Here is a 14,931-nt window from a genome sequence, read left to right on the forward strand (position 1 = left end):
CATCCATAAATTAGAGGTTATGAGTGAAAGCATAATGCCCCAAATAAAAAAAGCGGCCAAAAAGTCCATGAAAGGTCAAGCAAATGAGCTGGCTGCGACCAACAAGCAATTGGAAATCCTGAACGGTGGAATTTTTGCGGAAGGGGAACTCCCGTATTTTAAGGATAAAATAGCTGAAATTGGCCATTTTCCGCTTCGGCCCAGAAAGTTGGAGATTCTACAGATCAATGTTGGGTATATGTGCAACCAGGTTTGCGAACACTGTCACGTGGATGCCGGACCTGACCGTAAGGAAATCATGACCCGTGAAACGATGCAGCAGTGCTTGGAGGTTATTAAAAACACTGGTGCACATACGTTGGACCTTACTGGTGGGGCACCAGAGATGAATCCAGATTTTCGCTGGTTTGTAGAAGAGGCCGCTAAGGCGGGCATCAAGGATTTTATTGTGCGGTCCAATCTTACCATCATCCGTGCCAACAAAAAATACTATGATCTCCCCGATTTCTTTAAAAAACATAATGTCCATGTGATTTCGTCCATGCCGCATTACACCCGTGGCAAAACCGATAAGCAGCGTGGGGACGGGGTTTTTGACAAGTCTATAAAAGCATTGCAAGAATTGAACGCAAGAGGGTACGGAATGCCCGATAGCGATTTGCGATTGGATTTGGTCTACAATCCTTCTGGAGCATATTTACCAGGAGATCAGGCGGCCATGGAAAAGGATTTTAAAAAGGCGTTGGACGAAGACTTCGGCATTCAGTTTCATAATCTCTTTGCCATTACCAACCTGCCGATTGCCCGTTTCTTGGATTACCTCATCGCCTCCGAAAACTATGAGGACTATATGTACGCTTTGGTGGAAGCCTACAATCCTGCCGCAGTCGCCAATGTCATGTGTACCAATACCATTTCCATTAGCTGGGACGGTTGGTTGTACGATTGCGATTTTAACCAAATGTTGGACCTTAAGGTCGCCAGTAAGGTAAAACACATTAAGGACTATAATGAGGACATTCTAAACGATAGGAATATTATCATTTCCCAGCATTGTTATGGGTGTACTGCGGGTGCGGGGAGTAGTTGCCAAGGGACAGTGGCTTAGCGTAAATCGAACTTAGTTTAAAGAGAGTTTGCACGAGTTACAAATTCGCGCCAGCGGGGGATAGTTTTTATTCATTTTGTATTTCATTTTCATCTTTGTTTACAGGTGGTGGTGGCAAATACCGAATGGTCTCCCAAAATGCAAAATTCAGTTCTAACTGAGTCCCTAACTTGTCATATTCTTGAGTTAAGTCCTTTATAAATTTTTCAATTCCGTTCAGTTTGCCTTTTCGTTCTGATTCTATTATGACCAAAAAGTTTTCAGGTTTTTCTGAGTTTCTATAATATGTAAAATCATCAGTCAGTTTTTTGCTGAGCGAGTTTGGTAATATTTCGATAATGGTCTGCCATTCAAATGGTTTTCCTTTTCGAAAAGTTACATAATGTTTTCCTTCTGGGTCAAAAATCATTGGTTCGCAATGTTCAGTTGGAAATATATTTCGGATAATATTTTTTTGTTTGATAACTATTTTGGGAACACTATCATTACAAGTTATCTCGTTGATTCTGTCTATTAGGATTCCGTAATCTTTAAATTCCGATAATTTAAGAGATACATTAAGGTTTACATTTTTATTTTTTGAAAACCCATAGTTTTTGATTTTCGTTTCTTGGTTTACGCAACCTGTCAACAGCAATAGCACTATTAAATATTTGGGAAAGTTCATGTTCACTCTAGCTGGTTCTTTTTAGCTCGCGTACAATAAAATATACTTCATTTCAATAAAGTGCATTGTCCGATACTGAAAAAGTTCAGCACGAGTAAATGAAGTTCGGGAATTTTCTTCAAAAAAACCTCTGTGCCGGTAGGAATTGACAGGCTGTAACAGCTTTTTTCATCACAGCATCCGGATGGAACTGATATACGCCCAAACAATAAATAATATCTGCAATGGTATTCTAAACCACAAATACGTAAGTCCATGACCGTCAAAGGTTCCTTTTTGATAGTTTACCTGATGTATGGAAGCATAAATATTTGCGGGCAACATCAATACGAGAAAAACAATCAAAGTCCATCCACTGATCACTTTTAGTTTTGGGATAAGCAAGCCAATGGCCAAAAGGATTTCAAAGAGTCCCGTGAGGTGAACAAAGCTCATCTTGAATGGAATAAATTCAGGTATCATCATGGACATACCTTTGGTATAGACAAAATGCCCAATAGCCGTAAAGCACAACATGATGGACATCGCTATTCGTGCCGACAAGGCAAAATCATATTGCCTGTTGACCATCTTCACCACAAAAATGGCGATCACAAAGCTGGATAGAAGTACGAGTAATGGTTTCATAGGGTCTTCCTTTAATTCAGTCACAAAATTCATAACTAATTTTAGGGCAGACAATGAACCCAGGTTAAGTAATTCGCTTTCGAATTCTGCTTAAGGCTTGAGGAGTAACCCCAATATACGAGGCAATGTATTTTAGGGGAATCTGTTTCAATAATTTGGGACGTTCCCGAAACAGGTCCAAATAACGTTCTTCTGCGGTTTTGCTCAATAGGGCCAGTTCTCTTTTCGACTTTATCAAAAACATATTTTCTGCCATTCTCCGCCCTATTATATTTCCGCTTTCGGTTTTTTTATACACCTCTTGAAGGTCTTGGAACGATATGCGCCACAAGGTCGTGTTGGTCAGCGTTTCTATTTGATAGGGAGAGGGCGTTCGAGTAATAAAGGAATCATAGGCTGTGACAAATTCGTTTTCAAATAAAAATCCAAACGTCAAGTCACTTTCTTCTTGGGGAATATAATACCGCACTATCCCTTCGGAAATAAAAGATAGGTAGTTCTCAACTTCACCGATTTTGATAAGCGTTGCGTTTTTCTTTAGGGTTTGCTTCTGCAGTTTTGAAGAAAAGAAATCCCAATCAGCACCACGCATTGGATAGATACGGTCTATGAACTTTTTGATTTCTTCCATTTAATGAAGTTCGAGAATTTTGGTTAAAATAAATAAGATGCTAGTTGAAGTGACCTTGCACGAGTTACAAACTCGCGTGAGCATGGCGAGTAGTTTTCAGGGGACGGTGGCTTAGATTGTAAAAGTGATATAGAAATTGGGGCTATACTTATTGGTTTTGTGTATGAGCAGTGGTAGTTTTGACTATTGATTTTTCAATTTGCTATAAACTTTCAATTTTGACACTTCCGCCGCTATTACTTATAGGACAAATTGTTGTAAATAGTTTTATTCCTATTCAACCGATTCATCTAATTTCTCATTCAATGAAATCAGAGTCTGTCTTGTTTCTTCAATATTTCCATTAAACGGCTGCTCGGAGATTCTGATATCCTTAATTCTTTCCTGAAATAATCGTTCAACTGCTGATTCAATTTCTCGTGGAGATTTTGCCTTCATGAAGGAATCGTATAACTCTGGTCGAATCCCATTTCCAAAATATTCCTTCATGATTTTTAATTTCTTTTCCATATTATCCAACCTCTGTCCAATAATCTTTTCCCGTGTCAAAGTTGTTCCATACAAAAGAATATAAGGTAATTCTCCAAGGAAAGTCCATATGCCGCTACCACGATTTATCTCGTACAAGAACAAAGGACCAGCAGAACCATATTCAGATTCCGATAAACAGTACTTTTTTAGGTCATGATAATAACCTTTTAAAGTCTTATAAATAGCCTCTTGATTAAACAGAGGTAAATCAATTGTTGGATTTTCAAATTCTATTTCAATAATGTGAGAGGTCATAGATTCAAATTTCATTTTGTAGCCTTGTCCAGCGTCATATGCTTCCCAATAGTCTCTATAATTTACATTTCTACCTATCCAATACTCGTATATATCCATATCGCTTTTTTTATTCCGTACAACGTTTAAGGTGTAGCTCGTCTTAATGAATTAAATCGTCCAATACTAAAACAAGTTCAGCACGAGTAAGTGAAATTCGGAAATTTCTGATGAAATTGCACTATTTACTTAACAGATTGCTCTTTTGAATTGACCAATTTTATAGTCAACTTATCTTTTTCCTGCTGTACTTCAATAGCATCGCCAATTTTAAAACCCAGTTCTTTGAGCCAATCCCCTTCCAAACGGATTTCGGGAACGGCTTTATGGCCCCACCTACGGCGTTGGAATTTTCGGTAGACTTTTAAAATTCGAAAGGAGGGCATGTAGGTTTTGACCTTTTTACGAATATAAGAGGTCTATTTATACTTGATGTTCGGTATTGTGAACACTGGAAGATTAGCCACAGTATTTCAACAAATTAGGAAATAAAATTTAAACGCTTTGCGAAGCCAAAGGTTTTGACCAAAAGGCCTTTGCTTTTGGTTAAGCACCTTGACCCGCATTAACTATTGCTACTTTTATAACCAGTTATAATTACACTATCATTCCGGACTGCTTATTATTTACTCTGTCAACATATCCAGCAAAATAGAACGGTATGTTGTCTTCTTTGCCATTTTCCAGTCTTCCTTTTACTTTTTCAAATGCTAAAATCGAAACCTCGAACTCTGGTTGCCCAGTAACTAGAATTGGTTGGCTTAATTTGTCATACCAAAAGTATTTTCCCCCAAAATTTTTTCTCGCCACTTCAAAAATGTATGACCCTACAGTATTAATTAAATTCGCCTTTTGTTCTTCGTCTATTTCGTGAAAAAAATCAGATGCTTCTTCAAGCGCATCTTCAACTAATTCTAGACTTTTAACTGAGTAATCTAATCCTGGGAATCTATCGGTACTGCTTGACACAAAAAAAACAGCTGACTTAATCATCTCTTTTGTGTAATCGTCTAGTTGTTCGGAATTACTATCCTTGAGAGCAGTTTCTTTTTTTCTTTTAAATCTGTCAAATATCCCCATTCCTTTGCTTTTATTTTTTACAATTAAAAAGGATATGAATTCGTTTTAATGAATTATATCCTAAGATGGGTGAAGTTCGTGGATCTTTAGGTAAAAATCAATACTTTTTATTCCCCTTTATTCCTGCGACCCTTCTTTTAGGCTTCCGGCATCATATTTTTCCTTAAAATAAAAGCCAATGATAAAGCCAAGCGGCCCGGATAAAATTGAAGATACCGTCGTTAGCAAATCTTTGTAGTCTTGAATCTTAAAGCCTTCGGTGGTGTACCCTATTACAAAGGTGACGAAGATGACACAAAAGAACAGGATTACAAAAACAAAGGCCAAAGCTCCCCGGTTCTTTTCACGTTTTTCATCCACAGTGGATTTTTTCACTACCACCTTATGAATGCGTTGTCCTAAATCGGTTAAAATGTTCCCTTCCATAGTTATCGCTTTTTTTGAATTTTATAGGTGGGATATTCTTTTTCCAGTTCGAGTTTTAGCATCTCTTCTATTTTGTCCAGCTCTTTTTCGTCTGGAGTCACTATGTTTTTGTTCAATGCAATGATGCGCTCCAGTATCTTCTTGGTCAATCGCAACTCATATTCCAGTTCTACATTGGTCTTGCCTCGGTCCATCATGTTATTTTCGGTTTTAGTTATAACAAGGAGTCTATCAGATTAGAAGGGATATTGGTCTCCTTCTTATCCAGTTTGGTATTCTTTAGAAACTCATTTGCAAATAATTTCTGCATGTCATCGGATAGCAAAGCGCACCTGTACATTCTCCATGTTTTGGCATCCGCTCCGTACATATGATCTGTCAATCCCGGAAATTTCCAATCGGCATTTTTCCCCCAATGAATCGTAAAAGGGATATTGTTCGCTTGTAAAACCTCGATCATTCTTTTAGAGAATGTCTTCAGGCTCATAAGGTTGTTCGTCTCGTTCCACAGTACACCATCAATTTCAATCATACAGGTAATTGGGAATCTGGCAAAGGACAGCGTTGCATTGGACTTTTTGATAAAGCGCATAGCGAAGATTCCCGGAACAGGACCCTCATCAACACTAAGCTTTGTGAGTACTTCCATTGCTTTACGGGAGTCTTTGTGATCAACCCCAAAAGAACAGGCAAAGGCGGGGCCTTGATAAGGCGCATCCCAAAAAATCTCCGCCAAAGTGCCTGTCGCTTCTTCGTTAACATCTGGAAGTACGGAATTTTCCAAAACCTGAATAAACAATGGAATCGTATTTGGAAAATGAGAGCCAATTTTTACAGCTAGATTTATTAAATCTCGATATACCGAAGTTTTAATCACCGGGAACGGATCGGGATAACTTTGACGGAATGGTTTTTTAAACATGCATTCCACAACGTATTTTCCATCATCCTTATATTGATTGATAAATATTTTATAATGGTACGGAATGTTGCCCTTTCCATTGGAATCCGTCTCTCCTTGAATCTTAAAGCTCGAATTTTTAAAGTCTTGGGTTTCTGCCAACTGTAATGCTATGTTCTTATCTATTTTGCGCACATAGCGTTTTAACAAAAACAGGTTTTGTGTCTCAATGACCACCCCATGGATAAAACCAAACGAGCCAAGCCCCACCAAAGCGGCATTGAAAAGTCCATCGTTGCGAATTACCCTCGATCTTAGTTTCTGCACAAAAACATTGTTAAGTACGGGTTTCGTATGTCTCTCCAAATACACAATATCCCCAGGGTTGGGTCCAATGATCAAGTTCAATCCCACTACATAATCCTGGACGGAACCTACATTGATGGCAGATCCGTGTACCCCTGTAGAAATACAGCCGGCAATCGTCTGTCCATTGCTGGCCCCAGATGCTTTTAACGACTTCCCATGTCCGGCAAGTTTTTCAGAGATTTCCTTGATGTTGTTTCCACATTGAAAAAGGAACAGGTTAGAGGCATCATAGCTCGACATAGCGTGAAGGTCCTGGTCCATGAACGAAAAATAGGTGTTCATATGGGCATTGTAATGCATGCGGTCCTTCTGATGTGCTATTTTGGACATGGACCAAGCCGAACCATACGCCCTAAAACCTTGGTTCTGGTTTTTGGTCTCGGTGATAAGTCGTTGTATTTCTTGTGCAGCATCATTATACCTATCAATGTTGGACGGCATACTATTGGTCGCTTCCAACTTGGTCTTATATAAAAACTTGAGGGGGAAAGGACCGTTACTATGAAGTGTATCCCATTTATTTAGTGTCAATTTTGTTGTCTTGGCCATGGCTTTTCAATTTTTCATGCATACGTACTTGATCTTCACTCTACGCTTTCTTCCAAAAGTGACCGCACTTAAAAGCACTGCTCCCAGTGTATTTCTATATTCCACGGTATGTAGTTTCCCAGAAGGGCATAAATCGGTTTTCTTTATCAATAAAGTAAAGTCCTTGGTGGTTGCCCCAATGGTTATTGTGGTATCCAGCTCAATTACCTCCATATCTCGATAATAATCATCTCGAACAATAGGTGCGGCAGGATTGTATGCTCCTTCTACGCTTCGTAACCGAACGGAATAACAGGATTGCAATAGAAGCATGGCAATAAATAACAATAGAAATGATGGCAGGATGAATCTTTTGAGTTTCATGATTGCATCGGTTTTAGTGAAAAAGTTGAAAAATGGGTGGGAGAAGCTTGACTATCAGCAATTTACTTCATTCATTAAAATGCTAGCGATAAAACTGTATGATTTGTAAGATATTCTGTATGGTTTGAAAAGGGCGATTACTTGAAATAGTCTTATTGCGATACTAACTGATTGTGCATTACATCGGTATTAAAAGAACTTAAGCATTTACACTCTTAATCTACCAGACGTGTTTTAACCAAGAAAGCTCACTCTTAAACCGACCCGTGGGTCGGTACGTGTTTTGAGATTACCCACAATTTGGTCTTTTTTATACTTTTCACCGATTTTTCCCTTAGCTACGTCCTCAATTCTTTAGGTTGGCCAAAAACCGCAGAATCTTTGTTACAGACTTAACGGTCTATTAAACCCAAAAACCGAATCTTATGCAAAAGACCCTGAAAAGACGCGAGACCATGCATCGTTTATGCTCAAAAGGCTTGGAAGTGTTCCATGAGAAAGGCTACTACCATACTAGTTTGGATGATATTTTAAAAGAATTGAATCTATCCAAAGGTGCATTTTACCATCATTTTAAATCCAAAGAAGATTTCTTTGTCCATATCGTGCAAAACCTTATTGTGCAAAAAGTATATGCCCTTTTGGTGGAACCCCTGAATACGCAAAAAAACCCATTGCCCATAATTTTGGAAAGTTTGGAAAATGCTTTGGAACCAAGTCAGGGCAATGTTATGGCATACGGTTTTATGCTGAACGATTTTTTAACCGAGTTCAATAAACGCAATACCGAGATAAGCACGTATCTAAAAGATATTTTAAAAGTTTGGGAAGTCAATTTAGTTTCGGTGCTGAAACGAGGAAAAGTTGATGGCCATATTGCACGTCATGTGGACTGCGAAGGTGTTGCGACATACATTATCGCTTCCTATTTGGGTATGCGTTCCTTGTTGATTGATACCACGAATAATCAGTTAAAGTATCAATATGTGCAACAATTGAAGCATTATTTCAGCTCTATTGCGGAAAGAAATGTAGCGGCTTAAGCGTCCAATACCTGACGGATTTTCTCAACGACGTCTTCAGGCATTATGGTTTCCATTACTGCCCCGTATCCTTTGGGAAACTTATTTCCGTATACCGAAGTCGGTATCAAAGGAAAGTGCTTCCTATCAGATAAAAGTGCATTTTCTATGGGTTGATCAAAAGGATAAAAGCCCGTAAATGGATGGGTAACCCCCCAAAGCGTAACAACCGGAATGCCATAATTGGCGGCTAAATGTGCATTGCCGCTATCCATGGAAAGCATAAGGTCCAAATTGGAAATGAGCGCTAATTCTTCAGAAAAATCAAGTCTTCCGGCCATGTTGATGGCTTCTTTGAATTCTTTTTCTATAGCGTTCAACTTCTCCACTTCACTGATTCCTCCTCCAAATAACAGGATTTTATACTTTTCGGTATTATCTAATATTCCGATAACCTCTTTCATAAGATGAAATGGGTACATTTTACCTTCATGTGCTGCAAAGGGCGCAATGCCTATCCATTTTTTGGTATCCTGCTTAACAATATCCAGTACTTTTCTTGAAAGTGGTTCTCTACTTAATGATTTGATTTCTGAAAAATCGATTGGAAATCCTAGCTCCTTGAAGACATCCGCATAGCGTTGATGTGTAGTCTTTGCTTGTTTAAAAACCTTATTTTTTGCTCGGATAAGCCCCTTTTTTTCTGCCCTTCCTTTATTCAATTGAATAAAAGGGGTTCGATCTAATGTAAAATACTTTTTTAGTATTTGGCTTCGTAGCACGTTGTGTAAATCTGCAACATAATCTATTTGAAGCGTTTTCAGTTCTCGGTAAAGTCGCCACAATCCAATTAATCCTTTATGTCGTTTTTTAATGTCGGCTTTATAGACCTCAACATTGTTTAACCCTGAAAATAGGGGGGCAAAATGATTTTTAGTAAGAACGGTAAGTTTAATGTGGGGGTACTTTGCGACCAATGCACCCAAAACCGGAACTGTCATTGCTACATCTCCCATTGCAGAGAGCCGAATGACCAAAATATGGGCTTGTTTACCCTTTTTGTCCACGTAGAACAGGGTTTAATTCATCATCGTTGTACATTTTCATCTGTTTGTAGACTTTCATGTACTTATCACCCTTTTCAATATCTTCAAGTAGTTGGTCTATTGCAGTGGATAAATCTTCCTTTTGTTCTAAGAGTACATTCAACTTATCGGTACACTTCTTAATATGTTCCTCGGAAGCATCCATTCGGTCTGCCTCTTCTTGCATATGGTAGATTTTTAGTGCGAGAATGGAGAGTCTGTCAATCGCCCAGGCTGGACTTTCAGTGTTTATTTTTGCTCCATCCTTTATTTGAACCGATTGGTATTTATTCAAGAAGTGGCTGTCGATATATTCAACCAAATCTGTACGGTCTTGGTTGCTGGCATCGATTTTACGCTTTAAGACCAATGCATCATCGGGGTTTATTTGAGGATCTCTAATAATGTCCTCATAATGCCATTGTACCGTATCTATCCAATTCTTTCTATACAGCAAATGCTCTATCTTGTCTTTGGCATATGGGTTTGAAAATTCTTGATGAACATTGTCTTTTACGTGATACGTATCGATACTTTCTTGAAAAATTTTAAGGGCAAGTGAACTGAACATGGACAGCTTATTTTAAACAAAGATATTGCTTTATGGCTTACTTATTAAGTTCCAATAAAAAAAGCAATAAGGGCAGAACCATACAGATGATGATGATGACTTCGCGCAAACGCATTTTTTTAATAGTCTCTAGATAATTGGTGAGAAAAACAGCCGCTGGAAAAAAGGAAAATATCACGGGAGTAGCATTATTGGATTTGAACAGGCTCACTAGAATCGCCAAAACAAAAACCAAAGAGACAATTTGTAGCACCAATTGTTTACCGCCTCCTTTTTGCTGCAACCTTACAAAGACCAAAACGATTACGACCAGTATTAAAAAAGTATAACTCAATAATTTAATTGTTGAAGCTTTTCCAAAGAAACCTGTCATTAAAAAATCGATTGAAAAGCTATAATGTTCCCAAAAAAAAGAAAGATTGCCATCTAAGGCCAACACCGCAGATGAAAGCATAAAAACAGTTAGAATTGCTATAATGGGAACCATCCAATTTTTGACCGTTTTTCTATCATAAACATTGATTACTGCAAAAACAAGTATTAAGAAAATCAATGCCCAATCATAGAACAAACTCGCTATACAGATTAAAAAAGATGCATCAAAAATCTTGTGCTTTACATTTTTCATCGACTTAACGGCCAATAGTCTCCATACTGCCAACAACAGGAAAAAATTACAAAAAATAGCGCGCTCGTGAAGAAGAACATCGGAGAACCCAACGAGCAAAAGCACAAAAAACAACGGTGTGTATGAGCTAAAATCCGTTACTTTTTCAATTCTTACGATTTTATTGATCATATAGACAGAAAACAGAAGCACGCCAACTGTTAAGATCTGTAAGGGAATTGCATCTATATCTATTTGATAGCCCGAGCCATAAAAAACAAAGAAGCAGTAAAAGAGAAACACAAAGACCGATAGTACAATATAGTTTATCGGTTTTGTTTTGCTGAAAAAGCTTGAAATCATGTTTGGTTTTACTACTTTTGTAACGTAAATATAGCTAAGATGAGCAAGTTTTTTTACGGCATTGAAGACTTATTTGTGAATGTTCTTTTTGCGCCTTATGATTTTTTCCGATTTGTAGAAAGCTGGTGGGCTTCAAACTCCATCAATTGGATTTTCTTCGTTATTGGTTTTGTTGCCATGATCTATTGGATGGGACAACTTAAGATTTTCAATGACAATAATGAGGAGGATAAGAGCATAAGCTCACATTCTTATCTATAGGTCAAATCCTAAATCCTTCCTGTAGTACATTCCATCGAAATGTAGTTTTTCTATATTTTGATAGGATTTTTGTAGTGCTTCTTGAAAGTCTTTCCCAAAAGACGTGACTGCTATCACACGTCCGCCGTTTGTCACTATTTTTTCATTGTTTGATTTAGTTCCAGCGTGAAAAACCATGGAGTCCTTAATGTTTTCGATTCCAGAGATTTCCTTTCCTTTTTCATAAGCTTCGGGGTAACCACCAGATACGGCCATGACCGTAGTAGCCGTTCTTTCGTCTATTTCAAGGTTGATTTCATCTAACTTACCATTTGCCATAGCAACAAGAATATCCACGACGTCCGTTTTTATTCTGGGCATTACCACCTCTGTTTCAGGGTCGCCCATGCGAACATTGTATTCTATGACCTTGGGTATGTCTCCAACTTTTATCAATCCAATAAATATAAATCCAACATAAGGCAAATTATCCTTTTTAAGGCCCTCTACGGTAGGTTTTACGATTTGCTGCTCAATTAGCTGCATAAAAGCATCATCTGCGAAAGGAACAGGCGAAATGGCGCCCATACCCCCTGTATTTAAACCTGTATCGCCTTCTCCAATGCGTTTATAGTCTTTTGCTGTAGGTAATATTTTATAATTGGTTCCATCCGTCAACACAAAACAGCTTAATTCTATTCCGTCCAAGAATTCTTCGATGACCACGGTAGCACTTGCCGAACCAAATTTTGAATCCACCAGCATGGATTTGAGCTCTGCCTTGGCTTCTTCCAAATCTTGAAGAATCAAAACTCCTTTCCCAGCTGCCAAGCCATCTGCCTTAAGTACGTAAGGAGGCTTTAAGGTCTCTAAAAAAGCATGTCCTTCTTCCAAATTGTCTGAAGTAAAACTTTGATACGCTGCCGTAGGGATTTTGTGGCGCATCATGAATTCTTTGGCAAATTCTTTACTGCCTTCAAGTTCAGCTGCAGCTTTTTGTGGACCAATGACAGCGATATTCTTTAATTCAGCATCTTCTAAGAAAAAATCATGAATTCCATTTACTAGTGGGTCTTCGGGGCCAACTACCACTAAATCGATACTCTTTTCCACAACCGCTCTTTTAATGGCATCAAAATCATTTACGCCAATAGCTATATTAGTCGCAATTTCTGATGTGCCCGCATTACCTGGAGCTACAAAAAGTTGTTTTGTTTTAGGACTTTCAGCGATTTTATGGGCAATCGCATGTTCGCGACCACCAGAACCTAGGATTAGAATATTCATCGATTGGAAATTTTGGCAAAAATAACCCAATTCGAATATTCGATAAGTGATATCCCTGTTTTATTTACCGTTCAAATGTGAAAAATCCCGATGCTCTTTTCGGTGGAGCTCTTCTGGGGTCAAGGATTTAAAGTATTCAAACACCTTTTTCAAACCTTCTGAACGATGAACCTGTGGTTCCCATTCCAAAATTTCTTTTGCCCGGCTGATATCTGGTTGACGTTGTAACGGGTCGTCCTTGGGCAATGGTTTATACACTATTTTTTGATCCGTTCCTGTAAGTTTGATGATTTCTTGTGCAAACTCCAGAATGGTAGTTTCATCTGGGTTACCAATGTTGATAGGCTCAACGTAATCGCTCATCAATAGACGATAAATTCCCTCTACCTGGTCATCGATATAGGTAAAGGATCGTGTCTGCGAACCATCCCCAAAAACCGTTAAATCCTCTCCACGCAACGCCTGGCCCATAAATGCAGGCACTACACGGCCGTCGTTTAAACGCATTCTAGAACCATACGTATTGAAAATACGAACAATGCGCGTATCCAATCCATGGTGGCGATGGTACGCCATAGTTATGGACTCCATAAAGCGTTTGGCTTCATCATACACGCCTCTTGGGCCGATTGGGCTTACGTTACCGTAATATTCCTCATTTTGGGGATGTACCAACGGGTCCCCATATACTTCTGACGTGGATGCTACTAATATTCTTGCGTTCTTATTTTTTGCCAACCCCAATAAATTGAGCGTTCCCAAAGAACCGACCTTTAAAGTCTCTATTGGAATTTTTAAGTAGTCTATTGGGCTTGCTGGAGATGCAAAATGTAGAATATAGTCCAGATTACCTCCCAAATGGACAAAGGTAGAGACATCGTGGTGATGGAATTCAAAATGCTCCAAAGGAAACAGATGCTCAATGTTCTTTAGGTCTCCTGTTATCAAGTTGTCCATAGCAATCACATGATGTCCTTCTGCTATAAACCTGTCACAAAGGTGTGAACCGAGAAAACCTGCAGCTCCTGTTATTAGGGTTTTTTTCAATCGTTCTTTTTTTTCTGTTTGGAAGATGCTTCCGTCTTTTTCTTAATGGAATCGATTTTACGCTTTAAGCGTATTTTCTGTTTCAGTGTAGTAAAATTATAGTTATACTTGAAAAAAATATAGCCAAGCAGAATCACAACACTGACCAGCATGATAACCATGCCCAGATTCTTGGCCTTACTGCCCAAAATAATAAATAGGACTACAAAAAGTATATTAAAACACCCAATAATGAAACTAGCCTGTTTATGAGAGAGACCCCAGAAGTCTATGAGCACATGATGTACGTGGTTTCTATCAGGAGAAAACGGGCCTCTTTTGTTAGCTATCCGAATTGTAAATACCCTAGCTGTGTCGAACAAAGGAACAATTAGAATACTTATGGCTATAAGCGGTGCATTTTCCAACAAAAAGGGAAGACCTTCATAAGAATCAGGTTTTAGAGCCAAAAATTTTAAGGTAAGTACACTAATGATAAAGCCCACTATCAGAGAGCCGGTGTCTCCCATAAAAATCTTTTTATCCGATGAAATATTAAACCCAAAGAAGGCCATTAAACAGGCATTCATGGTTATACTTAACAGTGCAAAGAAATATTCTTCCGATAAGTAGAAGATAGTTGTATAAATGACCATAATTACAATACCTACAATAGATGCTAATCCGTCAATACCATCAATCAAATTATATGAGTTGATGATGGTCAACATCAAAAAGCCCGCAATGACCAAATACAAAAAATATGGAATTTCGTAGATGTTCAAAAAACCATTGAGCGATTCTATTACAAAACTGTTATTCGCTAGAACAAAGGCTATGGCTAGGGTTTGCGCAATCAGCTTTGATCCAGGTGAAAGAACAACCAAATCATCTTTTAAACCTACAATAAAAAGTATTGTTAATCCTGGTATGATATAAATAACCTCATTAGAAACCTGCCAATTCTTTATAAAGAAGAATGCGAAAATCAAGGTAAAGTAAAAGGCAACTCCCCCCAATGTTGGCGTTCTATCTTTATGGGAACTCCTACTATTAGGATCGTCCATAAGCCTTTTATACTCAACTACACCTATAATTTTAGGGATAGTCAAATAGACCAATAGAAAAGAGCCTATAAAAATAGATACTGCTGTTTCTAAAAAATTCATAATCTCTAAATCATA

19 protein-coding genes are annotated in these 14,931 nt (G+C 38.3%); 3 read left to right on the forward strand and 16 right to left on the reverse strand.

The window, feature by feature from the left end; translation table 11 throughout:
• Nucleotides 1-67: 67 nt before the first annotated feature.
• The gene (gene arsS / locus KIM67_RS02380; RefSeq protein WP_371815653.1) at nt 68-1,108 is read left to right on the forward strand and encodes an arsenosugar biosynthesis radical SAM (seleno)protein ArsS; all 1,041 of its coding nucleotides are present in this window, start codon (nt 68-70) and stop codon (nt 1,106-1,108) included.
• A 67-nt stretch (nt 1,109-1,175) separates the two neighbouring features.
• Here the strand turns inward: arsS and KIM67_RS02385 are convergent, their stop codons facing one another.
• From KIM67_RS02385 to KIM67_RS02430, 10 genes are all read right to left on the reverse strand, one after another.
• Nucleotides 1,176-1,775 carry a hypothetical protein gene (locus KIM67_RS02385; RefSeq protein WP_213829769.1) on the reverse strand — a complete coding sequence of 200 codons (600 nt, stop codon included), beginning with the start codon at nt 1,773-1,775 and terminating at the stop codon, nt 1,176-1,178.
• Between the two features lie 171 nt (nt 1,776-1,946).
• Nucleotides 1,947-2,435 (reverse strand): hypothetical protein, encoded by a 489-nt coding sequence (locus tag KIM67_RS02390; protein ID WP_313788420.1) that lies wholly within the window; start codon nt 2,433-2,435, stop codon nt 1,947-1,949.
• A gap of 31 nt (nt 2,436-2,466) precedes the next feature.
• A complete protein-coding gene (locus KIM67_RS02395) occupies nt 2,467-3,033 on the reverse strand; it encodes a Crp/Fnr family transcriptional regulator (protein ID WP_213829770.1) in 567 nt (188 codons plus the stop codon).
• A gap of 273 nt (nt 3,034-3,306) precedes the next feature.
• On the reverse strand, nt 3,307-3,918 hold the full coding sequence (locus KIM67_RS02400) for a hypothetical protein (RefSeq protein WP_163417103.1): 612 nt from the start codon (nt 3,916-3,918) through the stop codon (nt 3,307-3,309).
• Between the two features lie 125 nt (nt 3,919-4,043).
• Nucleotides 4,044-4,244, reverse strand: a complete 201-nt coding sequence (locus tag KIM67_RS02405) for a SymE family type I addiction module toxin (RefSeq protein WP_213829771.1) — start codon at nt 4,242-4,244, stop codon at nt 4,044-4,046.
• A 211-nt stretch (nt 4,245-4,455) separates the two neighbouring features.
• Nucleotides 4,456-4,938, reverse strand: coding sequence for a hypothetical protein (locus KIM67_RS02410; RefSeq protein WP_213829772.1), 483 nt, complete (start codon nt 4,936-4,938; stop codon nt 4,456-4,458).
• A 117-nt stretch (nt 4,939-5,055) separates the two neighbouring features.
• Nucleotides 5,056-5,364, reverse strand: coding sequence for a hypothetical protein (locus tag KIM67_RS02415; protein WP_213829773.1), 309 nt, complete (start codon nt 5,362-5,364; stop codon nt 5,056-5,058).
• A 2-nt stretch (nt 5,365-5,366) separates the two neighbouring features.
• Nucleotides 5,367-5,561 (reverse strand): hypothetical protein, encoded by a 195-nt coding sequence (locus tag KIM67_RS02420; protein WP_213829774.1) that lies wholly within the window; start codon nt 5,559-5,561, stop codon nt 5,367-5,369.
• A gap of 17 nt (nt 5,562-5,578) precedes the next feature.
• Entirely contained in the window at nt 5,579-7,183 is a 1,605-nt protein-coding gene (locus KIM67_RS02425; protein ID WP_213829775.1) for an FAD-binding protein, read from the reverse strand.
• Nucleotides 7,184-7,189: 6 nt separating this feature from the next.
• Nucleotides 7,190-7,546 (reverse strand): hypothetical protein, encoded by a 357-nt coding sequence (locus KIM67_RS02430; protein WP_163417108.1) that lies wholly within the window; start codon nt 7,544-7,546, stop codon nt 7,190-7,192.
• A 425-nt stretch (nt 7,547-7,971) separates the two neighbouring features.
• Here KIM67_RS02430 and KIM67_RS02435 point away from each other — a divergent pair, with 425 nt between their 5' ends.
• The gene (locus KIM67_RS02435) at nt 7,972-8,589 is read left to right on the forward strand and encodes a TetR/AcrR family transcriptional regulator (protein WP_213829776.1); all 618 of its coding nucleotides are present in this window, start codon (nt 7,972-7,974) and stop codon (nt 8,587-8,589) included.
• Here the strand turns inward: KIM67_RS02435 and KIM67_RS02440 are convergent.
• From KIM67_RS02440 to KIM67_RS02450, 3 genes are read right to left on the reverse strand one after another with little or no spacing between them, the layout of a single operon-like run.
• The gene (locus KIM67_RS02440; RefSeq protein ID WP_298867001.1) at nt 8,586-9,635 is read right to left on the reverse strand and encodes a glycosyltransferase family 9 protein; all 1,050 of its coding nucleotides are present in this window, start codon (nt 9,633-9,635) and stop codon (nt 8,586-8,588) included. The two genes, KIM67_RS02435 and KIM67_RS02440, sit on opposite strands and share 4 nt — an antisense overlap.
• The gene (locus KIM67_RS02445) at nt 9,619-10,224 is read right to left on the reverse strand and encodes a DUF4254 domain-containing protein (RefSeq protein WP_213829777.1); all 606 of its coding nucleotides are present in this window, start codon (nt 10,222-10,224) and stop codon (nt 9,619-9,621) included. The genes KIM67_RS02440 and KIM67_RS02445 overlap by 17 nt, the downstream gene beginning before the upstream one ends.
• 37 nt (nt 10,225-10,261) lie before the next feature.
• Entirely contained in the window at nt 10,262-11,194 is a 933-nt protein-coding gene (locus tag KIM67_RS02450) for a DUF6427 family protein (RefSeq protein WP_213829778.1), read from the reverse strand.
• 39 nt (nt 11,195-11,233) lie between these two features.
• Here KIM67_RS02450 and KIM67_RS02455 point away from each other — a divergent pair, with 39 nt between their 5' ends.
• Nucleotides 11,234-11,455, forward strand: coding sequence for a uracil phosphoribosyltransferase (locus KIM67_RS02455; RefSeq protein WP_213829779.1), 222 nt, complete (start codon nt 11,234-11,236; stop codon nt 11,453-11,455).
• Here KIM67_RS02455 and purD read toward each other — a convergent pair.
• Genes purD through KIM67_RS02470 form a run of 3 tightly spaced genes read right to left on the reverse strand, consistent with a single transcriptional unit; the run spans nt 11,450 to nt 14,916 of the window.
• Nucleotides 11,450-12,721, reverse strand: coding sequence for a phosphoribosylamine--glycine ligase (purD, locus tag KIM67_RS02460; RefSeq protein ID WP_213829780.1), 1,272 nt, complete (start codon nt 12,719-12,721; stop codon nt 11,450-11,452). The two genes, KIM67_RS02455 and purD, sit on opposite strands and share 6 nt — an antisense overlap.
• 60 nt (nt 12,722-12,781) lie before the next feature.
• On the reverse strand, nt 12,782-13,768 hold the full coding sequence (locus KIM67_RS02465) for a UDP-glucuronic acid decarboxylase family protein (RefSeq protein WP_213829781.1): 987 nt from the start codon (nt 13,766-13,768) through the stop codon (nt 12,782-12,784).
• Nucleotides 13,765-14,916: a glycosyltransferase family 4 protein gene (locus KIM67_RS02470; RefSeq protein ID WP_213829782.1), complete on the reverse strand. Its 1,152-nt coding sequence runs from the start codon at nt 14,914-14,916 to the stop codon at nt 13,765-13,767. The genes KIM67_RS02465 and KIM67_RS02470 overlap by 4 nt, the downstream gene beginning before the upstream one ends.
• Between the last annotated feature and the right edge of the window lie 15 nt (nt 14,917-14,931).

This window comes from Flagellimonas sp. 389, from assembly GCF_018449435.1.
GTDB lineage: Bacteria > Bacteroidota > Bacteroidia > Flavobacteriales > Flavobacteriaceae > Flagellimonas.